Source organism: Streptomyces sp. NBC_01016, assembly GCF_026341035.1.
In the GTDB taxonomy this organism is placed as follows: Bacteria; Actinomycetota; Actinomycetes; order Streptomycetales; family Streptomycetaceae; genus Streptomyces.
Window position 1 is genome coordinate 1,984,057 of the sequence record NZ_JAPEOQ010000002.1, and the last position, 22,350, is coordinate 2,006,406.

Here is a 22,350-nt window from a genome sequence, read left to right on the forward strand (position 1 = left end):
GGCACGGTCGGCGACATGAACGACAACGACCCCGGCAGCCAGTGGTTCGACCAAGAGGCCGGGCCCCTGGTCCGCCCCTACGCGATGACCGGTGGACGGACCGCGCCGGGGCCCCAGGGAGCGCACTTCGACCTGATCGCCCTGGTGTCGCTCGACACCGCGGCACCCGGCACCCACGACGACACCGCCCTCGGTCCCGAGCACCGGTCGATCATCGAGCTGTGCCGCACGGAGACCCAGACGGTCGCCGAACTGGCCGCGGGCACCGACGTACCCGTGGGCGTGGTCCGTGTGCTCCTCGGCGACCTGCTCGAACTGGCCTGCGTGAAGGTCAGCAGGCCGGTGCCGCCCGCACAGCTACCTGACGAGAAGATCCTGAGAGAAGTCATCGATGGGCTCAGAGCACTCTGACACCACGGCCGACGGCCCCACCACGGCCCTGGCCCTGAAGATACTGGTCGCGGGCGGATTCGGGGTGGGCAAGACCACCCTGGTCGGCTCGGTCAGCGAGATCAGGCCGCTGCGCACCGAGGAACGCCTGAGCGAAGTGGGCCAGCACGTGGACGACACCGGGGCGGTCGAACGCAAGACGACCACGACCGTCGCCATGGACTTCGGCCGCATCACCATCAGGTCCGGCCTGTCTCTCTACCTGTTCGGCACGCCGGGCCAGGACCGCTTCTGGTTCCTGTGGGACGAGCTCTCGCAGGGCTCGCTCGGCGCCGTGGTCCTCGCGGACACCCGGCGGCTCGAGGACTGCTTCCCCGCCGTGGACTACTTCGAGCACCGGCACATTCCGTTCGTCGTGGCGGTGAACTGCTTCGCGGACAGCAAGGCCTTCGGAGCGCACGAAGTGGCCCGCGCCCTGGACCTCGACCGCGGGACACCCGTGGTGCTGTGCGACGCGCGCGACCGTGACTCGGGGAAGGAGGTGCTGATCAGACTGGTCGAGTACGCCGGGCGCATGCACTCCGCCCGGCTGCTCGACTCTGTGGGCTGACGCGGGTGGCCGGCCGGTTCAGCCGGCCATGTCGCCCAGCGCCACGACCTTCTCGACCCGTACGCGGACGACGAGTTCACCCGGCACCGCGTTGCGCCGGCCGAACTCCTCGGCGCGCTCCTGGCCCATGTACCGGCCGCCGATCCTGGTGGCCGAATCCAGCAACTCGTCCGCGTCCTCGCTGAGCTCGGCGCGGCCCTGGATCGACACGAACGAGAACGGGGGCCGCTCGTCGTCGACGCAGAGGGCGACCCGCTCGTCCCGGGCGAGGTTGCGTCCCTTGACCGTGTCCTTGCCGGTGTTGAACACGATGTCGTCGCCGTCGAGGACGAACCAGACGGGAGCGATGTGCGGGCTGCCGTCGGCCCGCACGGTGGACAACTTGGCGGTGTGAGTGCCCTCGGAGACGAAGGCCTTCCATTCCTCATCGGTCATCTTGTGTGCCATGCGCCCATCCTCCTTGCCCGGATGCCCACCGTGGGGAAGGCTTGCGAGTGAATCCTCCGGCCAGGGGAGCGGATCCCCTCCGGGGCGGGGAGCCACAGGGAAGCGGGGACAGGGGACCATGGGGCAGTACGAAGGACTCGGTTGGCTGCTGGACGACCTGACGCAGCGCGTCGAACATGTGCGGCACGCTCTGGTCCTGTCCAACGACGGCCTGGTGACGGGGGCGAGCACGGGCCTGCGCCGCGAGGACGCCGAGCACCTCGCCGCGGTCTCGTCCGGACTGCACAGCCTGGCCAAGGGATCCGGAAGGTACTTCGGCACCGGCGGAGTGCGCCAGACCATGGTCGAGTTCGACGACGCGGTGCTGTTCGTCACCGCGGCGGGCGAGGGCAGCTGCCTGTGCGTGCTCAGCGCGGCCGAGGCCGACATCGGGCAGGTCGCGTACGAGATGACGCTGCTGGTGCACCGGGTCGGCGAACGTCTCACCGTCGACCCGCGCAATCCGGAGCGAGGTCCGCTCGCAGACCTCTGACCTGCGGCGATGCGGGGGTCGGAAGGGTTATCCACAGGCTCGCACGGGCCTGGCCGATCCGAGCTACGGTTCTCTCGAGTGGTCACGGAGAGTGACTGCGTCTGATTCGTAGACGGGGGAGAACCATCGTGCAAGGCGACATCATGACCAGGCCTCAGAGCAGCGCGGCGCGGGAACTGGGGCTGAAACGGGGCGAGTTTGACCTCGCCGTCCGGCTGGGCCGCATCCGTACCGTTCCGGCACCGGGCGGCGGCCGACGCCGTGTCCCGCGCGAGGAGATCGTCCGCATCCGTGAGGCCGAAGGGTTCCCCAACACGCTGCTCGAGCAGGTCAAGGTCGTGGGCACGGCGGAGGGCGCCATGCTCATGGACATCCCGTCGAGCCGGTTCACCAGGCTGGCTCGCGCCGGGATGCTGACGCCCGCGAAGTTCTACGTCAACCGGTACCGCACGGTGGTGTGGCTGTATCTCGCCCAGGAACTACGGGAGTTCGCGGGGGCAGAGGTCAACGGGCCGCTCCTGACGGGGCGGGCGCCCGACAGGGTGCGCGCCAGGCTGCAGGACGGTGCGGATCTGCGGCCGAAGAACTGGCGGGCCAGGCACGCCGGATATCTGCTCGGGCAGGCCGACGGGCCATGGGACCGGGCGGCGGCCGTCGCCACGCTCCTGGACCCGACGCAGCTCGCGGAACTCGTCGTGAGCCCCTACGAGCGGGCCCATCTGCAGCGACTGCGGCCCGACGAGTTCTGGTACGGAGCACCGGAGTCGCCCAACGCCGCGATCGTCCAGCGCATCCTGACCGCCGACGACCCGGACGAGATCAGCTGGCTGCGCGGGAACCTGCTGCTCAACCTGGAGGAGGCCCGCAGGCGGAGCCCCGCACCACGGCCCGCCGGGCACATGGAGCCTGCGGCGGCGCTGCCGCAGGCCCCGCCGGAGCCCGTCGCCGAGCCTCCGGAGGTGCGGCCGCGGAGCCTGTGGGCCCGCCTCGTCGGAAGAGGAGCCTGAACCGCCGCACGGCCCGCGCCTGTTCGGTCGCCCGGCGCGGAGCGCCGGCCCCGCGCCCGGTCAGCCCTCGAGCTTGCGGAACAGCCCCTCTTGGACCACGGAGACCAGCAGGCGGCCCTCCGTGTCGTAGATGCGGCCACGGGCAAGGCCACGGCCGCCCGTCGCGATCGGCGACTCCTGGTCGTACAGGAACCACTCATCGGCACGGAAAGGACGGTGGAACCACATGGCGTGGTCGAGCGAGGCCATATCGAAGCCGCGCGGACCCCACAGCGGTTCGACCGGCAGCCGCACGGCGTCGAGCAGCGTCATATCGCTCGCGTAGGTGAGCGCGCACGTGTGCACGAGCGGATCGTCGCCGAGGGGGCCCACGGCACGCATCCACACCGCGCTGCGCGGCTCGGCCGCCTCGATGTCCTCGGGCGACCAGCGCAGCCGGTCGACGTAGCGGATGTCGAAGGGCTGCCGGCGAGCCATCCGCTCCAGGGCGTCGGGCAGCGCGCCCAGATGGCCCCGCACCTCGTCGGCGATCGTCGGCAGCGAATCCGGATCCGGCACCTGCCGGGCCGGCGGCAACTGGTGCTCGAAGGCACCCTCTTCGGGCTTGTGGAAGGAGGCGGTGAGATTGAAGATCGTGCGGCCCTGCTGCACGGCGGTGACGCGCCGCGTGGTGAACGAGCGCCCGTCGCGCATTCGCTCGACCTGGTACACGATCGGCACGCCGGGGCGGCCGGGGCGAATGAAGTACGCGTGCAGCGAGTGCACGGGGCGGTCGCCCTCGGTGGTGCGTCCCGCCGCCACCAGGGCCTGGCCCGCGACCTGTCCGCCGAAGACGCGCTGGAGGGACTCGTCCGGGCTGAGTCCGCGGAAGATGTTGACCTCGATCTGCTCCAGGTCGAGCAGGTCGACGAGCCGCTCCGCAGGATTCGTCATGGGTGGATCTCTCTCGTGTGTGCGGCCGGAGGGGACCGGCGCAGGGGCGCGGCCGGAATCTACCGTCCGACCGTCCTTGGAATTACAACTGACCGACGTCCGTGACCCGGACGACGGCACGGCCCTCGGTGTCGGATGCCGCGAGGTCGACCTCGGCGCTGATGCCCCAGTCGTGGTCGCCGTTCGGGTCCGCGAAGGTCTGGCGGACCTTCCACAGCCCGTGCTCCGGGTCCTCCTCGATCATGAGCAGCTTGGGGCCGCGCGCGTCCGGGCCGGTGCCGAGGTCCTCGTACTCGTCCCAGTACTTGTCCATCGCGTCGCCCCAGGCGTCCGCGTTCCAGCCCGAGTCGCCGTCCAGCTCGCCGAGTTCCTCGACGTTGTCGAGCGCCGCGAGTTCGACGCGGCGGAACATGGCGTTGCGGACGAGGACCCGGAAGGCGCGCGCGTTCGCCGTGACCGGCTTGACCTGGTCGGCCTTCTCCTGGGCCTCCTCGGCGGTCATCTCACCCGGGTTGGCGAGCTGCTCCCACTCGTCCAGGAGGCTGGAGTCGACCTGGCGCACCATCTCGCCGAGCCAGGCGATCAGGTCCTCCAGGTCCTCCGACTTCAGGTCGTCGGGCACCGTGTGGTCGAGCGTCTTGTACGCGCTCGCCAGGTAGCGCAGGACGATGCCCTCGGTCCGGGCGAGCTCGTAGTGGGACACGAACTCCGTGAAGGTCATGGCGCGTTCGTACATGTCGCGGATCACGGACTTCGGGGACAGCGGGTGGTCGCCGACCCACGGGTGGCTCTGCCGGTAGGTGTCGTAGGCGTGGAAGAGCAGCTCCTCCAGGGGCTTCGGATACGAGATGTCCTGGAGGCGCTCCATCCGGTCCTCGTACTCGACCCCGTCCGCCTTCATCTGGCCGACGGCCTCGCCGCGCGCCTTGTTCTGCTGGGCGTGCAGGATCTGCCGCGGGTCGTCGAGCGTGGACTCCACGACGGAGACCATGTCGAGGGCGTACGAGGGCGACTCCTGGTCGAGCAGGTCGAACGAGGCGAGGGCGAACGTCGACAGCGGCTGGTTGAGCGCGAAGTCCTGTTGCAGGTCGACGGTCAGGCGCACGATGCGGCCGGTCGGATCCGGCGTGTCCAGCTTCTCGACGATGCCGCCGTCCAGGAGCGAGCGGTAGATCGCGATGGCCCGGCGGATGTGCCGCAGCTGCGCCTTGCGCGGCTCGTGGTTGTCCTCGAGGAGGTGCCGCATCGCGTCGAAGGCGTTGCCCGGGCGGGCGATGACCGACAGGAGCATCGTGTGCGTGACACGGAAGCGCGAGGTGAGCGGCTCCGGGTCGGAGCCGATCAGCTTCTCGAAGGTGCTCTCCGTCCAGGCGACGAAGCCCTCCGGGGCCTTCTTGCGGACCACCTTGCGGCGCTTCTTGGGGTCGTCGCCTGCCTTGTTGAGCGCCTTCTCGTTCTCGATGACGTGCTCGGGTGCCTGCGCCACGACGAAGCCCGCAGTGTCGAACCCGGCGCGACCTGCACGACCCGCGATCTGGTGGAACTCTCGCGCGCGCAGCGTCCGCACGCGCGTGCCGTCGTACTTGGTGAGGGCGGTGAACAGCACTGTGCGGATGGGCACGTTGACGCCGACGCCGAGGGTGTCGGTGCCGCAGATGACCTTCAACAGGCCAGCCTGGGCGAGCTTTTCCACCAGGCGGCGGTACTTCGGCAGCATGCCGGCGTGGTGCACACCGATGCCATGGCGTACGTAACGGGAGAGGTTGCGGCCGAACTTGGTGGTGAACCGGAAGTTGCCGATCAGCTCGGCGATCTGGTCTTTCTCCTCGCGCGTGCACATGTTGATGCTCATCAGCGCCTGCGCGCGCTCGACGGCCTGCGCCTGCGTGAAGTGCACGATGTAGACGGGCGCCTGCTTCGTCTCCAGGAGCTCCGTCAGCGTCTCCGTGAGCGGCGTGAGCCGGTACTCGTACGAGAGCGGTACGGGGCGCGTCGCCGAGCGGACCACCGACGTGGTCCTGCCGGTGCGGCGCGTGAGGTCCTTCTCGAACATGGAGACGTCGCCGAGCGTCGCCGACATCAGGATGAACTGCGCCTGCGGCAGTTCGAGCAGCGGAATCTGCCAGGCCCAGCCGCGGTCCCCCTCCGCGTAGAAGTGGAACTCGTCCATCACGACCTGGCCGATGTCGGCCTGCGCGCCGTCGCGCAGCGCGATGGAGGCGAGGACCTCGGCGGTGCAGCAGATGACGGGCGCGTCCGAGTTCACGGAGGCGTCGCCGGTCAGCATGCCGACGTTCTCCGTGCCGAAGAGCTTGCACAGCTCGAAGAACTTCTCGGACACCAGCGCCTTGATCGGCGCCGTGTAGAAGGTGACCTCGTCCCGGGCCAGCGCGGCGAAGTGCGCACCGGCGGCGATCATGGACTTGCCGGACCCGGTGGGCGTCGAAACGATCACGTTCGCGCCCGACACCACCTCGATCAGCGCCTCCTCCTGGTGGGGATAGAGGGTGAGCCCGCGCTCCTCGGACCACGACTCGAAGGCGTCGTAGAGGGCGTCCGGGTCGGCGGTCTTCGGGAGCTGATCGATAAGGGTCACGGAACCATCTTGCCTGCCATCCGGCTCGATCCGGCAATCGGATGTCGGAGCGAAGATCACGAAGGCTACGCTGGGTCGCCGACGGGGCGTCAGCACGCGCGCGGCCCTCACGGGGCAACTCGGCGCAGCAACAAGCGACATGTCGGTACATCGCGCGCGGCCGGCACAACAGAAACAGGGGCGGAACACAGCCATGATGGGACCGGCACACTCGCTGTCAGGAGCGGCGGCCTGGCTGGGGGTGGGGGCGGCGACAACGGCGGCCGGGTACCCGATGCCGTGGCCTGTCCTCCTCGTCGGAGCGCTGATCTGCGCGGGCGCCGCGCTCGCCCCGGACCTCGACCACAAGTCGGCGACCATCTCGGGCGCCTTCGGCCCGATCTCCCGGGGCCTTTGCGAGATCGTCGACAAACTCTCGTACTCCGTCTACAAGGGGACCCGGATGCAGGGCGACCCCCGGCGCTCGGGCGGTCACCGCACGCTCACCCACACGTGGGTCTGGGCGGTCCTCATCGGGGCGGGCGCCTCGGCCCTGGCGATCTTCGGCGGCCGCTGGGCCGTCCTCGGGATCCTCTTCGTGCACATGGTGCTCGCCATCGAGGGCCTGCTGTGGCGGGCGGCCCGCGGTCACAGCAGCGACCTCCTCGTATGGCTGCTCGCGGCGACCAGCGCGTGGATTCTCGCGGGCATCCTGGACCAGCCCGGCAACGGCTCGGACTGGCTGTTCACCGACCCCGGCCAGGAGTACCTGTGGCTGGGCCTGCCGATCGTGCTCGGCGCCCTCATGCACGACATCGGGGACGCGCTCACCGTCTCGGGCTGCCCGATCCTGTGGCCCATCCCGATCGGCCGCAAGCGCTGGTACCCGATCGGGCCGCCGAAGCTGATGCGGTTCCGCGCCGGCAGCTGGATCGAGCTGAAGGTGCTCATGCCGGTGTTCATGCTGGCCGGCGGCGTGGGGTGCGCGGCCGCGCTCAACTTCATCTGACCGAGGGCCGGCTCCGCGATGGGCGGGCGTCAGCCGTCCAGGTCGGCGGACGCCCAGACCCGACCGCTGGCGTCCACCAGGTCGACCCGGTCGATCGAGCTCGCCGCTCCGTCGGCGATCCAGGTGGCCCGCCCGGACGACGGCAGCCACCAGTGGCCCGCGTCGCGGACGGAGCCGTCCTTCAGCAGGAGCCGGCACGTGTAGTAGCCGCCGGCGCCGCTGTCGGCGAGCTGCATGACCACCACGCGCCGGTCGCCGACGCGGCTGGGCTCGACCGTGCCCACCGCCGTCCCGGAGCCGGTGACGAGCGCGGCCCCTTGGTCGCTCGCGGTGACCGTGGGCGGGTTTCCCCCGCCGAGGTGGCCGAGGACCGTGGCGCCGGCGCCTCCCGCACACACGCCGGCGAGCACGGCCGCCGCGACGAGCAGGGCCGGCCGCCGCAGCGCGCGGCGCCGCGTCGGTCGGTGCACGTCGAGGCGTTCAAGGACCCGTGCGTCGAACCCTGCCGGGGCGGCGAGCACGGGCGTCGCGGGCAGCACACTGTCGACGGCCGCGGACAGGTCGTCGTAGGCGGAGCGGCAGTTCGAGCACAGGGAGAGGTGGCGCAGCAGCTCGTCCTGCCCACCGGGGAGCGTGCCGAGCGCGAGGGCGACCAGCTCGTCCTCATCGGGGTGGTGTGCCATCGCGGCTCTCCTCCTTCGACGCCTCACGCAGCCTCCGCAGGCCGGTCCGGATCCGGGTCTTGGCGGTGCCGAGCGGGATGTCCTCGTGGCGGCCCACCTCCTGCGCCGTGCACCCGCCGAGCACCGCGAGCGCGACCGCGCGGGCCTGCTCGACCGGCAGGGCGCGCAACCGTCGGACGGCACGTTCGCTTTCGATGGAGACCAGGGCGAGGCGCTCCGGGCTCTCGCTCTGCAGGGTTACGTCGAGCAGCCGCTCCAGGGTCTCGGCCAGCACCGGCACGGGCCTGCGGGCGCGTACGGCGTCGATGGCGGCATTGCGCGTGATCGTCAGTAGCCACGTGAGGGCCGAGGCGCGGCGGGCGTCGTAGCTGCCCGCGGCCCGCCAGGCCCGGACGAACACCTCCTGGCTCACGTCCTCGGCCAGCGCGGAGTCGCGGGTGACCGACAGCGCGAGTCCGTACACCGCGTCCTGGAAGCGGCGCACGAAGGCGACGGCCGCCTGCTCGTCGCCCAGGGCGAAACCGGCGACGAGCGAGGCGTCGTCGGCGCGATCCGCCCGCGAGAACAGTTCCACGCCCCCTTATACGTACGAGAGAGGTGAAGGGATTGCATGCAGTGTCGGTGTTCCGTCGGGTGGCGCAATCCATCGGCGTCCCCCGCTCGTACAACCTCCGCGAGAAGGGACGGAGTGATCATGAAGAACTTCAGGATCGGCGTGGCCGGGTTCGCGCTCGTGGCGGCCTTCGGGCTGGCGGGCTGCGGGGGTGGAGGCGGCTCAGGTGGTGGCGGCAGTTCGGACGGCGGCACGCCCGCGGCCAAGGACGCCTCCACGTTGAGCACGACCGATTCACCGATGGGCAAGATCCTCGTCGACGGCAAGGGACGCACGCTCTACCTGTTCACCAGCGACGGCAAGAACAGCAACTCCATGAAGTGCGATGCGAAGTGCCTCACGGAGTGGCCGCACATGGAGGGCAAACCGAAGGCGGGCGCCGGGGTCCGGGCGAACCTGATCGCCACGACGAAGGGCAGCGGCACAGCGCAGGCGACGTACGCCGGACACCCGCTCTACTACTACGCCGACGACCACAAGGCGGGGGACACGAAGGGGCAGGGCATCGACCAGATCTGGTACGTCCTCGACTCCCACGGCAATGCGATCAAGAAGGCCGCGCCCGCGGGCGGCGGGGACGACGGCGACAACGACAGTGGTGGCTACGGCTACTGAGGCGACGCGGGGCGGGAGCCATCCCGAAGAGCGGGCTCCCGACCGCCGCCGTCGGCACATCAGCCGTGCCAGGACCGCCACAGCGCCGCGTACGCGCCGTCGGCCGCGACCAGGTCGTCGTGGCTGCCGAGTTCGCAGATCCGGCCGTCCTCGACCACGGCGATCACGTCCGCGTCGTGCGCGGTGTGCAGCCGGTGCGCGATGGCCACGACCGTGCGGCCGTCGAGCACCCGGCCGAGCGAGCGCTCCAGGTTGCGGGCCGCGCGCGGGTCGAGCAGCGAGGTCGCCTCGTCGAGGACCAGCGTGTGCGGGTCGGCCAGGACCAGCCGGGCCAGCGCGATCTGCTGCGCCTGCGCCGGGGTGAGGGCCACCCCGCCCGAGCCGACCTCCGTGTCGAGGCCGTCGGCGAGGCCACCGGCCCACCCCTCGGCGTCGACCGCACCGAGGGCGGCCCACAGCTCCGCGTCCTCTGCGCCCGTGCGGGCCAGGCGGAGGTTGTCGCGCAGGGAGCCCACGAAGACGTGGTGCTCCTGGTTGACCAGGGCCACGTGGGAGCGGACCCGCTCGGCCTCCATCCGGGAGAGTTCCGCGCCGCCCAGCGTGACCTGCCCGGTGCGCGGCGCATAGATCCCGGCGAGCAGCCGCCCGAGCGTCGACTTGCCCGCGCCCGAGGGGCCGACCAGGGCGAGCCGCGTGCCGGGCGCGACCTCCAGGGACACCTTGCGCAGTACGTCGACGCCCTCGCGGTAGCCGAAGTGCACCGCGTCGGCCTGGACATCGCGGCCGTCGGGCCGCACGGAGGCATCGCCCGCGTCCGGCTCGATGTCCCGCACACCGACGAGCCGGGCCAGCGACACCTGGGCGACCTGAAGCTCGTCGTACCAGCGCAGGATCATCCCGATCGGGTCCACCAGCATCTGCGCGATGAGGGCGCTCGTGGTCAGCTGCCCCACGCCGATCCAGCCCTGGAGGACGAAGACACCGCCGACCACCAGCACCGACAGCAGCACGAGGACGTGCACGGTGTTGATCACCGGGAAGAGCACGGAGCGCAGGTAGAGGGTGTACCGCTCCCAGGCGGTCCACTCCTTGACGCGCCGCTCCGACAGGTCGATGCGGCGGTCGCCGAGCCGGTGCGCCTCGATGGTGCGCCCGGCGTCCACGGTCTCGGCGAGCGCGGCGGCGACGGCCGCGTACCCGGCGGCCTCCGAGCGGTACGCGGACGGCGCCCGCTTGAAGTACCAGCGGCAGCCGAGCACCAGAACCGGCACCGCGATGAGCAGCGCGGGCGCCAGCGGCGGCGCGGTCACCGCGAGCCCGCCGATGAGCAGCGCCGCCCACACGACACCGATGGACAGCTGGGGCACGGCCTCCCGCATCGCGTTCGCGAGCCGGTCGATGTCCGTGGTGATCCGGGACAGCAGGTCGCCCGTTCCCGCCCGCTCCAGAACGCCGGGCGGCAGGCCCACGGACCGCACCAGGAAGTCCTCCCGCAGGTCCGCCAGCATCCGCTCGCCGAGCATCGCCCCGCGCAGCCGGACCTGCCGGATGAACACGGCCTGAACCACCAGGGCGAGCGCGAACAGGCCGATGGTGCGCGCCAGTTGGGGCCCTTCGAGGGAGTCGACGCCGCCCGGGTTCTCGGAGACGTCCTGGATCAGTCCACCCAGCAGGTACGGGCCGGCCATCGACGCGATGACGGCGACCGTGTTCACGCCGATGAGCAGGAGGAACTCGCGCCGGTGACGCTGGTACAGCTCCCGCACATAGGCGCGGACCGTGGCCGGGGCGCCGGCCGGCAGGGTGTGCGCCGTGGTGGGGGCCGCCGGGTCGTAGGCCGGGGGCGCTACGCCGATCATGCCGTCTCCTCGATGTCGATCTCGATATCGGTGTTGATGCCAACGGCTGCGCCGCCTGCGCCTGCGCCTGCGCCCGCGCCCGCCTCCGCGCCGGATCCGGTGTCCGTGCCGTCCTCGTCGGGCCGTGGCTCGGCGCCGGGGGAGGACTTCTCCTCGTCGGTCTCGCGGGTGACGACCGCGCGGTACCGGGGCTCGGTGCGCACCAGTTCACGGTGCTCGCCGACCGCCGCGACCACGCCCTCGTGGACGAACACCACGCGGTCCGCGCGGTCGAGGACCAGCGGTGACGAGGTCAGCACCACGGTCGTGCGGCCGCGCCGCAGCGCGCGCACGCCCTGGGCGATCCGGACCTCGGTGTGCGAGTCGACGGCGGACGTCGGCTCGTCGAGCACCAGCGTCTCCGGGTCGGTGACCAGCGAGCGGGCCAGCGCGAGGCGCTGGCGCTGGCCGCCGGAGAGGGACCGGCCGCGTTCGGTGATGCGGGCGGTCATCGGGTTCTCGTCCAGGGAGCCCTGGGTGAGAGCGTCCAGCACGTCGGAGCACTGGGCCGCGGCCAGCGCGTCGTCGGGTGCGACGCCTCCGGAGGCCGGTACGTCGAGGAGTTCGGCGAGGGTGCCGGAGAGCAGCACCGGGTCCTTGTCCTGGACGAGCACGGCCGTCCGCGCGACATCCAGCGGCAGTTCGTCGAGCGGCACACCGTCGAGCAGGGCGGACGGCGCCACCTCGCCCGCGTCGTCGTCGGCCGCGGAAGCGGGGTGTCCGCCGAGCCGGTCGGCGAGGCGCCCCGCCAGGTCCGGGTCGCCGCAGACCACGGCGGTGAGCCGCCCCGCGGACGCCAGCACGCCGGTCGCCGGGTCGTACAGGTCGCCGGTCGGTGCCTTGGCGTCGCGCAGCCCGCCCTCCGGTTCGGTGACGCGCTCCAGCGCCAGCACCCTGGAGGCGCGCTGCGCGGACGGCCGGGAGAACGAGTACGCCATGGCGATCTCTTCGAAGTGGCGCAGCGGGTAATTGAGGAGCATCACCCCGCTGTAGACGGTGACCAGTTCACCGACGGTGATCCGGCCCTCGCGCGCGAGGGTGACGCCGTGCCAGACGAGCACGATCGTCAGCAGGCCGGGAAGGAGGACCTGGATCGCCGAGATCAGCGCCCACATGCGCGCGCTGCGCACGGCGGCCCGGCGCACGTCCTGCGAGGCGCGGCGGTAGCGGTCGAGGAACAGCTCCTCACCGCCGATGCCGCGCAGCACGCGCAGGCCCGCGACGGTGTCCGAGGCGAGTTCGGTGGCATGGCCCGCTTTCTCCCGCTGATGGTCCGCCCGCCGGGTGGCGCGGGGGAGCAGGGGCAGCACGGCGAGCGCCAGGACCGGCATGCCGAGCGCGACGACGACACCGAGCGCGGGCTGGTAGATCAGGAGCCCCACGGCGGCGATGACGATGGTGAGCGCGGCGGCGGTGAAGCGGGAGAGCGCCTCGACGAACCAGCCGATCTTCTCCACGTCGCCGGTGGACACCGCGACGACCTCGCCCGCGGCGACCCGCCGGGTGAGGGCGGCGCCGAGCGTCGCGGTCTTGCGGGCCAGCAGCTGCTGGACACGGGCGGCGGCGGTGATCCAGTTCGTGACGGACGTGCGGTGCAGCATCGTGTCGCCGACCGCGACGCCGATGCCGAGCAGCACGATCAGCGCGCCGGCCTTGGCGAGACCGGTGCCGGAGCGGTCGACGACCGCCTGCACCGCGTAGCCGACGCCGTACGCGAGACCGGCGACGGAGACGAAGTGGATCAGGCCCCAGGCAAGGGACTTGGCCTGCCCACCGAGCTGGTTCCGGCCGAGCCAGAGCAGGAACCGGGGGCCCGAGCGTGCGTCCGGCGCACCGGGGTCCGGATACGGAAGGTCGGAGATCTGCATGACGTCCCAGGGCTCGAAGCGGGGTGGATCGAAGAAGCGGACTCAAAGGCAGCAAACCGTGAAAGGTTCGCGTCCCGCGGCGAGCCGAGGCAAACGGTTTTCCGGCGCCGGGCAAAGAATCGGGCCGGATCGACCGTCATGATCGGAGTCGATCCCGCGGTTTTTGACCGGTGGTGCGACCATGGAACGCATGCGGAGTGCGGGTGTGATCAGGGCGGGCGTCGCGATGGCGGCGTGCGGTGTCCTGCTGACGACGGTGGCCGCCTGCGGCGCCGACGGCGGCGACGGCGGCGACGGCGGGAAGAAGGCCACGGCGGGGGCGAACTCCTTGGGCGGCGAGTCCGGGGGCGCCGAGGCGCGCGCGGCGGATCTCAAGCGCATCCCAGGTGTGGGCGACCGCTACCAGAAGCAGATCCCGGCGAACGCCCGGCAGGTCGTCGCCGTGTACGGAGACGGCAAGGACGCGGCGGGCTCCACCATTGCCCTCTACACCAAGTCCGGTGACACCTGGAAGAAGCAGCGCGGCTGGTCCGGGCACAACGGCAAGAAGGGCTGGACGACGAGCCACCACGAGGGCGACAACCGCAGCCCTGTCGGTGTCTTCACGCTCAGCGACGCCGGCGGGGTCCTGGCCGACCCGGGCGCGAAGCTGCCGTACACGCAGTCCGCGTCGTTCCAGGCCCCGCACTACTGGTCGAAGTCGCACTGGCACGACTTCGACTACGTCATCGCCATCGACTACAACCGCGCCAAGGGCACCTCGCCCAACGACCCGACCCGGCCGCAGGGCCAGTCCAAGGGCGGCAGCATCTGGCTGCACATGGACCACGGCAGCGGCACCTCGGCGTGCGTGAGCCAGTCGAAGGGCGACATGGAGTACCTGCTCAAGACGCTCGACCCGAAGCAGCACCCGGTGGTCGTGATGGGCGACAAGGCCGAGCTCAAGGCGTGAGCCGCGCGGGCCCCCGCCCTGTGCTCGGGTCTGTCAGGCCTAGGGTCTGTCGTTTGGATCAGGCCGGGCTCGCGGGGTCCGGCACGCACGCTCGCGGCGTTGTCGTCGGTCGACGACGCTCCGCGTCGACTCCCTCCTCCGCCTTGCGATCGCACGCACCGGACCCCGCTCCCTGATCCGACCTGATCCAAACGACAGACCCTAGCTCGGCTTCTCCGAGTCGACACCGCCGCGCGCCTTGCGCCAGCCGCCGCGCGTGAAGTCGGGGATCTGCTGCGGCGCGCCCTTCGCCTTGATCGAGAGATGGCTCAGCGGAACCGGTGAGGTCCAGGTGGCGGCGTCGTACACGTCGAAGTCCGGGACGAGCCCGAGGCGTATCGTCTGCATCAGGCGGAACACCATGATGTAGTCCATCCCGCCGTGCCCGCCCGGCGGGTTCGAGTGCTCCTTCCACAGCCAGTGGTCCCAGTCGGCGTACTTCGCGAAGTCGCCCCAGGCGTCGTCCGTGTGGTCGGGCTCGATGTAGATCCGCTCCGGGTAGTCCTCGAAGACGCCCTTCGTTCCGCCGAGTTGATTGATCCGCGAGTACGGGTGCGGGGTGCTGACGTCGTGCTCCAGACGGATCACCCGGCCCTTCGCCGTCTGGACCAGGCTGATCGTGCGGTCCGACTCGATGTACGACTCCTTCCAACTCGGGTCGTCCTTGGGCATATTGGCCGCGCGGTACTCGGCGAGGCCCAGGGACGGTGTGCCGAAGCTGGAGATGTGGGTGACGCGGTCGCCGCGATTGACGTCCATGTAGTTCGCGACCGGACCGAAGCCGTGGTTCGGGTACAGGTCGCCGCGCAGCCGTGTGTGCCACAGCCGGCGCCACGGGCCCTCGTAGTAGTCCGGGTCGAACATGAGGCCGCGCAGGTCGTGGTTGTACGCGCCGGCGCCGTGCAGCAGCTCACCGAACTTGCCCGCGTGGGCCATCCGCAGGACGCGCATTTCATTGCGTCCGTAGCAGCAGTTCTCCAGCTGCATACAGTGTCTTCGGGTGCGCTCGGAGAGGTTCACCAGCTCCCACAGCTGGTCCAGCTGGAGCGAGATGGGACACTCGACGCCGACGTGCTTGCCGTTCAGCATCGCCGTCTTCGCCATCTCGAAGTGCCAGTCCCACGGCGTCGCCACGTAGACGAAGTCGATGTCCCCGCGCTTGCACAGGTTCTCGAAGTCGTGGTCGCCCTTGGCGTAGATGGCGGGCGCGGGCTGACCCGCTGCTGTCACCTTCGCCGCCGCCTTGGCGGTCTTCTCCTTGACCGGATCGCACAGGGCGACGACCCGGACGCCCTGGATCGCAAGGAAGAGGTCGATCATGCTGCCGCCGCGGTTGCCGAGGCCGACGATGCCGACCCGAACCGTGGAGCGCCGCTCGAACGGTACGCCGATCATGGTGTCGCCCTGCCGGGCCGGTGCCGCCGCAGTGGTGGCCTCGGCCGCCCCGGAGCCACCGGCGTCGGAAGTCTCCGCGGCCTGTGCAGTCGAGCTCGAACCCAGTGCGATGAACCCGAGTCCGGCGCCGGTGGCGCCCGCGGTGCGCAGCACCTCGCGGCGGGACCGGCCATCGGGCTCGGGGTTGTCGAGGGGGCTGCGCTCGTTGTCGTGCATCGGACCTCCAACAGGGTGGGTGCGGTGCCGGGGCAAGCGCAAGCCACCCTGCTGGGAGTGAGAGCAGGGGCGCAAGAGGTCGAATCGGACGGGTGGTTGGACTTATGTCATCGGGCTTTTGGACTCATGTGACGCGCCCTCACGCGCCCTCACACGCGGGCTGCACCGCGCCGCGTCGCCCGCTCCAGCTCGACCAGTACGGAGTAGTACGAGCGGCCCGTCGCATGGTCCATGCCGACCTCGCACATCCGGTTCGCCGACAGATGGGCGTCGTATGTGCGGGACGTGACCTCCGCGGCCTCCTTCGCCGTGGCGGACTCGGTCAGCTCCTTGTGGAGCATGCCTCGGTCGCCCGCGAAGCCGCAGCAACCCGCGTCGTCCGGCAGCACCACCTCGTCGGCGCAGGCCTCGGCCAGGGCTCTCAACTGGCCGACGTCGCCCAGGTGTTCCATGGAGCACGTCGGGTGCAGCACGGCCGAGCCGATCGTGCGCTCGATGGTGAGTCGCGGCAGCAGTTCCTCCGCGGCCCAGACCAGGGAGTCCACGATGGTCAGCTCCGCGTGCAACTCCCTGTTGTCGTCGGTGAGATACGGCACCACCTCGTGCGCGATGCCCAGCGTGCACGAGGAGGCGTCCACCACGAGGGGAAGCCGGCCGCCCCCGGTCCAGGCCCAGGCCGCCTCGACGATCCGGTTCGCCATCACCGTGTTGCCCTCGTCGTAGCCCTTGGAGTGCCAGATCGTGGCGCAGCACGTCCCGGCCACATCGTTCGGGATCCACACCGGCTTGCCCGCGCGCGCGGAGACCGCGACAACGGCCTGAGGCAGCGATACGTCGCCGGGGGTGCCGAAAATGCGGTTCACGCACGCCGGGTAGTAGACGGCCGTGGCCCCCACGCGCGCGGTACGCGGTAGCTTCCGGGCCGCCGCGGCAGGTACCTCCGGCAGCCATTCCGGCACCAGGTCCGGCCGAACGGCCTTGCGCGCGGCGCCCGTCACGGCACTCAGGAGGCGGTCACCGATCTTGTCGGCGGCCGCCACGGCGAGCCGGGCCGAGGTCTCCACGGCCTTGAAGTTCTTCGCGACGAGCGCGGCCGTCCGCTCTTCGCGCGGCGAGTGACGGGCGTGCCGGAAGGTCTTCATGAACGCCCCCGTGTCGATGCCGACCGGGCAGGCCAGCTTGCACGTGGAGTCGCCGGCGCAGGTGTCCACGGCGTCGTACCCGTAGGCGTCGATCAGCTCGTCCTCCACCGGTGAACCGGACGGCTGGCGCATCATCTCGCGGCGCAGCACGATCCGCTGACGCGGCGTGGTCGTCAAGTCCTCGCTGGGGCACGTGGGTTCGCAGAAGCCGCACTCGATGCACGGGTCGGCGATCAGCTCCACCTTTGGGATCGTCTTGAGGCCCCGCAGATGGGCCTTCGGGTCGCGGTCCAGCACGATGCGCGGCGCGAGCACCCCGTCCGGGTCGATGACCTGCTTGGTGCGCCACATCAACTCCGTTGCCTTGGAGCCCCATTCGAGCTCCAGGAAGGGGGCGATATTGCGGCCCGTCGCGTGCTCCGCCTTCAGGGAGCCGTCGAACCGGTCGACCGTGAGGCGGCAGAACTCGTCCATGAACGCCGCGTACCGCTCCACGTCCTCCGGCTTCGCCGCGTCGAACGCCAGCAGGAAGTGCAGATTGCCGTGCGCCGCGTGCCCCGCCACCGCCGCGTCGAAGCCGTGCCGTGTCTGCAGTTCGAGCAGCGCCTCGCACGCCTCCGCGAGCCGCGAGGGCGGCACCGCGAAGTCCTCCGTGATGAGCGTGGTGCCCGAAGGGCGCGAGCCGCCGACCGCCGTCACGAACGCCTTGCGCGCCTTCCAGTAGCCCCCGATGGTCTTCGCGTCCCGCGTGAACTCATTGGTCACCGAGGTCACGGGCGAGACGAGTTCGAGACCTTCGAGGGCCTTCGCCGCCGCCTTCTCGTAGGTGGCCTGGGTCTTCTCGTCCGGGGCGCGGAACTCCACCAGCAGCGCCGTCGTCTCCTTGGGCAGCTCGGCCCAGTCCTGCGGCACACCCTGCACGCTGACCGAGGCGCGCAACGTATTGCCGTCCACCAGCTCCACGGCCAGGGCGCCCGCCTCGTTGAACACCGGCACCGCCGCCGCGGCCGCGGTCAGGGAGGGGAAGAACAGCAGCGCCGTCGACACCTTCCGGTCCAACGGCAGGGTGTCGAAGACGACTTCGGAGATGAACCCGAAGGTGCCCTCCGAGCCCACCATGAGGCCGCGCATGATCTGCACCGGGGTCTCGCCGTCCAGGAAGGCGTCCAGCCGGTAGCCGTTCGTGTTCTTGATCTCGTACTTGGCGCGGATCCTGCGGGTGAGCTCGGCGTCCTCCTCGATCTCTCGCTTGATCGCCAACAGGGCCTCGCAGAGCGCCGGTTCGGCGTGCGCCAGATCCTCATTTGCGCGCGGGTCGCCCGTGTCGACGACCGTGCCGGACGGCAGCACAAAGGTGAGGGAGGAGACCATCCGGTACGAATTCCGGGTCGTGCCCGCCGTCATCCCCGACGCGTTGTTCGCCACCACTCCGCCCACCGTGCAGGCGATCGCGCTCGCCGGGTCGGGGCCGAGTACGCGCCCGTGCCGCGCAAGCGTCGCGTTCGCCCGCACGATGGTGGTGCCGGGGCCGATCCGCGCGCGCGAACCGTCGCCGAGCACCTCGATGCCCGCCCAGAACCTGCGGACGTCCACGAGGATGTCCTCGCCCTGCGCCTGCCCGTTCAGCGACGTGCCCGCCGCGCGGAAGACGACCTCGCGGCCCTTGCCGTGCGCGTAGGAGAGCACCGCCGACACGTCGTCGATGTCCTCGGCGACCACCACGACCTGCGGCACGAAGCGGTACGGGCTGGCGTCCGACGCGTAGCGCACCAGGTCCGAGATCTTGGTGAGCACCTTGTCCGCGCCGAGCAGCCGCGTCAGCTCCGAGCGCAACGGCTCGGGCGTGCCACCGGACTGCCGGTCCGCGACCCGGTCGGGCGCAGGCCCCGACGGACGGGCTCCGGGACGCAGGGCTTCCGGCTTCGGCTCCAGCAGCGGCATGGCCTCTCCTCGATCGCTATCAGTACTCCGGCGCTGTCAGTACCCCGGCAATGTCAGTACCCCGGCTCTGTCAGTGCAGCGGCACTGTCAGTGCTGCGGCGCGGTCAGCACTCCGGTGTGCGCGGGGGCTCGAACAGCGCGTTCAGCAAGACCGTCAGCTGCGCGCGCTGCTCTTTGTCCAACGGTGCCAGGATCTCCTCTGCCGCCGCGCGGCGCGCGCTGCGCAGCTCCCGCAGGGCGGCCCGGCCCTTGTCGGTGAGCTCGATGCGGATCACCCGGCGGTTCGTGGGATCCGGCGCACGGCGCACCAGATCGGCCGCCTCCAGGCCGTCCACCGTCGTCGTCACGGCGCGCGGGACCACCTCGAGCCGCTGCGCGAGATCGGCCATGCGCGGCGGCGTCTCGTAGTGCACCAGCGTGCGCAGCAGCCGGGACTGCGCGGGCGTGATCCCGACCGGCTCCAGCTGGCGCCGCTGTATCCGCTGCAGGCGGCGGGTCAGCCGCAGCAGCTGCTCGGCGAGGAAACCGTCGGCGTCCGGTGTCTTCATGCCGGGAACATTAGCAGGACCTTGTGCATTGTGAATAGAGGTAACAATGCATTATGCTCCTCGAGTCGAACTCGACTGCTGCCCCGTCGGTACCCGATGAGTGGCGCGTGCCGAGTTCCCTCTATGCCTAGGAGGCCCATGCCCCGCGACGAAATCCGCTGGACGCCGCCCCCCGATGCCGACGCATCGGGGCAGCCGCGGCAGATCCGCCGCATCCTGTCCCTGTTCCGCCCCTACCGCGGCCGCCTCGCCCTCGTCGGGCTGCTCGTCGGCGCCGCCTCGCTGGTCACGGTCGCGACACCGTTCCTGCTCAAGGAGATCCTCGACGTCGCCATCCCGCAGGGTCGCACCGGGCTGCTCAGCCTGCTCGCCCTCGGCATGATCGTCAGCGCCGTCGTGACGAGCGTCTTCGGCGTCCTGCAGACGCTGATCTCGACGACGGTCGGCCAGCGCGTCATGCACGATCTGCGCACCGCCGTCTACGGCCGGCTGCAGAGCATGTCCCTCGCCTTCTTCACCAAGACCCGCACCGGCGAGGTCCAGTCCCGCATCGCCAACGACATCGGCGGCATGCAGGCGACCGTGACCTCCACCGCGACCTCCCTCGTCTCGAACCTGACGAGCGTCGTCGCCACGGTCATCGCGATGATCGCCCTGGACTGGCGCCTGACGATCGTCTCCCTGCTCCTGCTGCCGATCTTCGTGTGGATCAGCCGCCGGGTCGGCCGCGAGCGCAAGAAGATCGCCACACAGCGCCAGAAGCAGATGGCCGCGATGGCCGCCACGGTCACCGAGTCGCTCTCCGTCAGCGGCATCCTGCTCGGCCGCACCATGGGCCGAGCCGACTCCCTCACCAAGTCCTTCGCCGACGAGTCGGACGAACTGGTCGGCCTGGAGGTCAGGTCGAACATGGCGGGGCGCTGGCGGATGGCCGTCATCAGCATCGTCATGGCCGCCATGCCCGCGGTCATCTACTGGGCGGCCGGCATCGCCCTGCACTTCGGCGGCCCCACCGTCTCCATCGGCACGCTCGTCGCGTTCGTCTCGCTGCAGCAGGGCCTGTTCCGGCCGACCGTGAGCCTGCTGCAGACCGGCGTCCAGATCCAGACCTCGCTCGCCCTGTTCCAGCGCATCTTCGAGTACCTGGACCTGCCGGTCGACATCACCGAGCGCGAGGACCCGGTCCGCCTCGACACCGTCAAGGGCGAGGTCCGCTTCGAGAACGTCGAGTTCCGCTACGACAGCGACGACGAGCGGCAGAGCGCGATCCTCGACGGCATCGACCTCACCGTCCCCGCAGGCGGCAGCCTCGCCGTGGTCGGCCCCACCGGCTCCGGCAAGTCCACGCTCAGCTATCTGGTGCCGCGGCTCTACGACGTCACGGGCGGGCGCGTGACGCTCGACGGGGTCGACGTCCGCGACCTGGACTTCGACACCCTCGCGCGCGCGATCGGCGTGGTCTCCCAGGAGACGTATCTGTTCCATGCCTCGGTGGCCGAGAACCTGCGGTTCGCCAAGCCCGACGCGACCGACGAGGAGCTGTACGCGGCGGCCCGCGCGGCCCAGATCCACGAGCACATAGCCGCTCTCCCGGACGGCTACGACACCGTGGTCGGCGAGCGCGGCCACCGCTTCTCCGGAGGCGAGAAGCAGCGCCTGGCGATCGCCCGCACCATTCTGCGGGACCCGCCGGTGCTCATCCTCGACGAGGCGACCAGTGCGCTCGACACCCGCACCGAGCACGCCGTACAGGAAGCCATCGACGCGCTCTCGGCCAACCGCACGACGCTCACGATCGCGCACCGTCTCTCCACGGTCCGCGGCGCCGAGCAGATCGTGGTCCTGGACTCCGGGCGAATAGCCGAGCGCGGCACGCACGAGGAACTGCTCGGCCAGGAGGGCCGCTACGCGGCGCTCGTGCGGCGGGACGCGCGCGTGGAAGCGGCCGCGTGACGGGAGTTGTGCCCGGGCCGCCATGACATCGGCGCGAACAGTGGGGAGAGAGTCCGTGAGGGAGTCAAGGAGGGCAGAGATATGTCAGGGATGTTCTGACGCAGGGGTTACCGTTCCGGCATGCAGACCGAGACTCCGCGACGGAGCACGACGCGAATCACGCGCCGAGGACGCGTCGCCATGACGGTGACCGGGGCCGTCGTGGCGGCAACCGCCGTCGCGGTGTCATTGGCCCTGGCGGGCGGGGACGAGTCGAACCGGGTTCTGACCATCCCGGAGGGCTGGCGTTCGGGCCAGGTGTACGAGGCCGTCGACAAGGCGCTCGACGTCCCGGCCGGCACCACGAAGAAGGCCGCGCCCAAGGCCCACCTCAAGCTTCCGGGCGACGCGGGTGGCAACGCCGAGGGCTACCTCTTCCCGGCGACGTATCCCTTGAACGACAAGTCGACCCCGCAGTCGGTCCTTTCGTACATGGTCGACACGGCGAACAAGAGGTTCGGCGGCGGCAGCGGCAGCGGTAGCGGAACGACCGCGGGCGCCGAGCGCAACGCCGTCAACCCGTACCAGCGCGTCATCATCGCGAGCATCGTGCAGGCCGAGGCGGACAACAAGGAGGACATGGACAGGGTCGCCCGCGTCATATACAACCGGCTCGATCACGACATGCCGCTGCAGATGGACTCCACCATCAACTACGCGCTCGGCCGCTCCACGTTGGACACCACCCACGACGACACGAAGATCAACAACCCGTACAACACCTACGCGCGCAAGGGGCTGCCGCCCACCCCGATCGGCAATCCGGGGGAGCAGGCGATGGAGGCGGCCACCAGCCCGGCGTCGGGTGACTGGCTGTACTTCGTGACGGTCAAGCCGGGGGACACGCGCTTCACCGCGGACCTGGGCGAGCAGGAGAAGAACGTGGCGGAGTTCAACGAGAACCAGGCGAAGGCCAAGAAGGACGGTTGACGGGCCCCGTCCTGG

At 70.6% G+C, this 22,350-nt stretch carries 19 protein-coding genes; 9 read left to right on the forward strand and 10 right to left on the reverse strand.

All coding sequences use genetic code 11. The features are described 5' to 3' along the window. The first annotated feature begins 15 nt into the window (after positions 1-15). Positions 16-411 (forward strand): DUF742 domain-containing protein, encoded by a 396-nt coding sequence (locus OG746_RS35785; protein WP_266722370.1) that lies wholly within the window; start codon positions 16-18, stop codon positions 409-411. After that, complete coding sequence (locus OG746_RS35790; protein WP_266722372.1) at positions 392-1,000, forward strand: GTP-binding protein; 609 nt, start codon at positions 392-394, stop codon at positions 998-1,000. The genes OG746_RS35785 and OG746_RS35790 overlap by 20 nt, the downstream gene beginning before the upstream one ends. Before the next feature lie 18 nt (positions 1,001-1,018). On the opposite strand, the gene OG746_RS35795 is transcribed toward OG746_RS35790, so the two are convergent. Continuing rightward, positions 1,019-1,447, reverse strand: a complete 429-nt coding sequence (locus OG746_RS35795) for a PPOX class F420-dependent oxidoreductase (RefSeq protein WP_266722375.1) — start codon at positions 1,445-1,447, stop codon at positions 1,019-1,021. A 118-nt stretch (positions 1,448-1,565) separates the two neighbouring features. Here OG746_RS35795 and OG746_RS35800 point away from each other — a divergent pair, with 118 nt between their 5' ends. After that, positions 1,566-1,979: a roadblock/LC7 domain-containing protein gene (locus OG746_RS35800; protein ID WP_266722377.1), complete on the forward strand. Its 414-nt coding sequence runs from the start codon at positions 1,566-1,568 to the stop codon at positions 1,977-1,979. A 143-nt stretch (positions 1,980-2,122) separates the two neighbouring features. Then, the gene (locus OG746_RS35805) at positions 2,123-2,986 is read left to right on the forward strand and encodes a DUF6397 family protein (RefSeq protein ID WP_266722379.1); all 864 of its coding nucleotides are present in this window, start codon (positions 2,123-2,125) and stop codon (positions 2,984-2,986) included. Between the two features lie 60 nt (positions 2,987-3,046). Here OG746_RS35805 and OG746_RS35810 read toward each other — a convergent pair whose 3' ends face one another. Further along, a complete protein-coding gene (locus tag OG746_RS35810) occupies positions 3,047-3,919 on the reverse strand; it encodes an acyl-CoA thioesterase (protein WP_266722381.1) in 873 nt (290 codons plus the stop codon). An 82-nt stretch (positions 3,920-4,001) separates the two neighbouring features. Further along, positions 4,002-6,656, reverse strand: coding sequence for a DEAD/DEAH box helicase (locus tag OG746_RS35815; RefSeq protein ID WP_266722383.1), 2,655 nt, complete (start codon positions 6,654-6,656; stop codon positions 4,002-4,004). A gap of 52 nt (positions 6,657-6,708) precedes the next feature. Here OG746_RS35815 and OG746_RS35820 point away from each other — a divergent pair, with 52 nt between their 5' ends. After that, positions 6,709-7,503: a metal-dependent hydrolase gene (locus OG746_RS35820; protein ID WP_266722385.1), complete on the forward strand. Its 795-nt coding sequence runs from the start codon at positions 6,709-6,711 to the stop codon at positions 7,501-7,503. Between the two features lie 29 nt (positions 7,504-7,532). On the opposite strand, the gene OG746_RS35825 is transcribed toward OG746_RS35820, so the two are convergent. Continuing rightward, a complete protein-coding gene (locus OG746_RS35825; RefSeq protein ID WP_266722387.1) occupies positions 7,533-8,186 on the reverse strand; it encodes a cupin domain-containing protein in 654 nt (217 codons plus the stop codon). Beyond that, the gene (locus OG746_RS35830; RefSeq protein WP_266722389.1) at positions 8,167-8,760 is read right to left on the reverse strand and encodes an RNA polymerase sigma factor; all 594 of its coding nucleotides are present in this window, start codon (positions 8,758-8,760) and stop codon (positions 8,167-8,169) included. Before OG746_RS35830 ends, OG746_RS35825 begins: the two co-directional genes overlap by 20 nt. 120 nt (positions 8,761-8,880) lie before the next feature. Between OG746_RS35830 and OG746_RS35835 the strand changes: the two genes are divergently transcribed. Beyond that, positions 8,881-9,414, forward strand: coding sequence for a COG4315 family predicted lipoprotein (locus OG746_RS35835; RefSeq protein WP_266722391.1), 534 nt, complete (start codon positions 8,881-8,883; stop codon positions 9,412-9,414). Positions 9,415-9,473: 59 nt separating this feature from the next. On the opposite strand, the gene OG746_RS35840 is transcribed toward OG746_RS35835, so the two are convergent. Together OG746_RS35840 and OG746_RS35845 are read right to left on the reverse strand one after the other, a co-directional pair. Then, positions 9,474-11,273: an ABC transporter ATP-binding protein gene (locus OG746_RS35840; protein WP_266722393.1), complete on the reverse strand. Its 1,800-nt coding sequence runs from the start codon at positions 11,271-11,273 to the stop codon at positions 9,474-9,476. Beyond that, the gene (locus OG746_RS35845; RefSeq protein ID WP_266722395.1) at positions 11,270-13,180 is read right to left on the reverse strand and encodes an ABC transporter transmembrane domain-containing protein; all 1,911 of its coding nucleotides are present in this window, start codon (positions 13,178-13,180) and stop codon (positions 11,270-11,272) included. Before OG746_RS35845 ends, OG746_RS35840 begins: the two co-directional genes overlap by 4 nt. 190 nt (positions 13,181-13,370) lie before the next feature. Here OG746_RS35845 and OG746_RS35850 point away from each other — a divergent pair, with 190 nt between their 5' ends. Beyond that, the gene (locus tag OG746_RS35850) at positions 13,371-14,132 is read left to right on the forward strand and encodes a L,D-transpeptidase family protein (protein ID WP_266722397.1); all 762 of its coding nucleotides are present in this window, start codon (positions 13,371-13,373) and stop codon (positions 14,130-14,132) included. A gap of 201 nt (positions 14,133-14,333) precedes the next feature. Here the strand turns inward: OG746_RS35850 and OG746_RS35855 are convergent, their stop codons facing one another. From OG746_RS35855 to OG746_RS35865, 3 genes are all read right to left on the reverse strand, one after another. Then, positions 14,334-15,782: a Gfo/Idh/MocA family protein gene (locus tag OG746_RS35855; RefSeq protein WP_266722399.1), complete on the reverse strand. Its 1,449-nt coding sequence runs from the start codon at positions 15,780-15,782 to the stop codon at positions 14,334-14,336. Positions 15,783-15,931: 149 nt separating this feature from the next. Then, positions 15,932-18,865 (reverse strand): FAD-binding and (Fe-S)-binding domain-containing protein, encoded by a 2,934-nt coding sequence (locus tag OG746_RS35860; RefSeq protein ID WP_266722401.1) that lies wholly within the window; start codon positions 18,863-18,865, stop codon positions 15,932-15,934. 104 nt (positions 18,866-18,969) lie between these two features. Next, positions 18,970-19,413, reverse strand: a complete 444-nt coding sequence (locus tag OG746_RS35865) for a MarR family winged helix-turn-helix transcriptional regulator (RefSeq protein ID WP_266722403.1) — start codon at positions 19,411-19,413, stop codon at positions 18,970-18,972. A gap of 138 nt (positions 19,414-19,551) precedes the next feature. On the opposite strand from OG746_RS35865, the gene OG746_RS35870 reads away from it, so the two are divergent. Together OG746_RS35870 and mltG are read left to right on the forward strand one after the other, a co-directional pair. Further along, complete coding sequence (locus OG746_RS35870) at positions 19,552-21,366, forward strand: ABC transporter ATP-binding protein (protein ID WP_266722405.1); 1,815 nt, start codon at positions 19,552-19,554, stop codon at positions 21,364-21,366. 120 nt (positions 21,367-21,486) lie between these two features. Beyond that, positions 21,487-22,335 carry an endolytic transglycosylase MltG gene (gene mltG, locus OG746_RS35875; protein ID WP_266722407.1) on the forward strand — a complete coding sequence of 283 codons (849 nt, stop codon included), beginning with the start codon at positions 21,487-21,489 and terminating at the stop codon, positions 22,333-22,335. Positions 22,336-22,350: the final 15 nt, after the last annotated feature.

Coding starts and splice junctions, on each gene's coding strand:
- OG746_RS35820 (WP_266722385.1), top strand. CDS start 6,709: ATGATGGGACCGGCACACTCGCTGTCAGGAGCGGCGGCCTGGCTGGGG.
- OG746_RS35870 (WP_266722405.1), top strand. CDS start 19,552: ATGCCCCGCGACGAAATCCGCTGGACGCCGCCCCCCGATGCCGACGCA.
- OG746_RS35790 (WP_266722372.1), top strand. CDS start 392: ATGGGCTCAGAGCACTCTGACACCACGGCCGACGGCCCCACCACGGCC.
- OG746_RS35860 (WP_266722401.1), bottom strand. CDS start 18,865: ATGCCGCTGCTGGAGCCGAAGCCGGAAGCCCTGCGTCCCGGAGCCCGT.
- OG746_RS35800 (WP_266722377.1), top strand. CDS start 1,566: ATGGGGCAGTACGAAGGACTCGGTTGGCTGCTGGACGACCTGACGCAG.
- OG746_RS35785 (WP_266722370.1), top strand. CDS start 16: ATGAACGACAACGACCCCGGCAGCCAGTGGTTCGACCAAGAGGCCGGG.
- OG746_RS35815 (WP_266722383.1), bottom strand. CDS start 6,656: ATGTCGCTTGTTGCTGCGCCGAGTTGCCCCGTGAGGGCCGCGCGCGTG.
- OG746_RS35865 (WP_266722403.1), bottom strand. CDS start 19,413: ATGAAGACACCGGACGCCGACGGTTTCCTCGCCGAGCAGCTGCTGCGG.
- OG746_RS35845 (WP_266722395.1), bottom strand. CDS start 13,180: ATGCAGATCTCCGACCTTCCGTATCCGGACCCCGGTGCGCCGGACGCA.
- OG746_RS35805 (WP_266722379.1), top strand. CDS start 2,123: ATGACCAGGCCTCAGAGCAGCGCGGCGCGGGAACTGGGGCTGAAACGG.
- OG746_RS35850 (WP_266722397.1), top strand. CDS start 13,371: ATGCGGAGTGCGGGTGTGATCAGGGCGGGCGTCGCGATGGCGGCGTGC.
- OG746_RS35840 (WP_266722393.1), bottom strand. CDS start 11,273: ATGATCGGCGTAGCGCCCCCGGCCTACGACCCGGCGGCCCCCACCACG.
- OG746_RS35825 (WP_266722387.1), bottom strand. CDS start 8,186: ATGGCACACCACCCCGATGAGGACGAGCTGGTCGCCCTCGCGCTCGGC.
- OG746_RS35795 (WP_266722375.1), bottom strand. CDS start 1,447: ATGGCACACAAGATGACCGATGAGGAATGGAAGGCCTTCGTCTCCGAG.
- OG746_RS35835 (WP_266722391.1), top strand. CDS start 8,881: ATGAAGAACTTCAGGATCGGCGTGGCCGGGTTCGCGCTCGTGGCGGCC.
- OG746_RS35855 (WP_266722399.1), bottom strand. CDS start 15,782: ATGCACGACAACGAGCGCAGCCCCCTCGACAACCCCGAGCCCGATGGC.
- mltG (WP_266722407.1), top strand. CDS start 21,487: ATGCAGACCGAGACTCCGCGACGGAGCACGACGCGAATCACGCGCCGA.
- OG746_RS35810 (WP_266722381.1), bottom strand. CDS start 3,919: ATGACGAATCCTGCGGAGCGGCTCGTCGACCTGCTCGACCTGGAGCAG.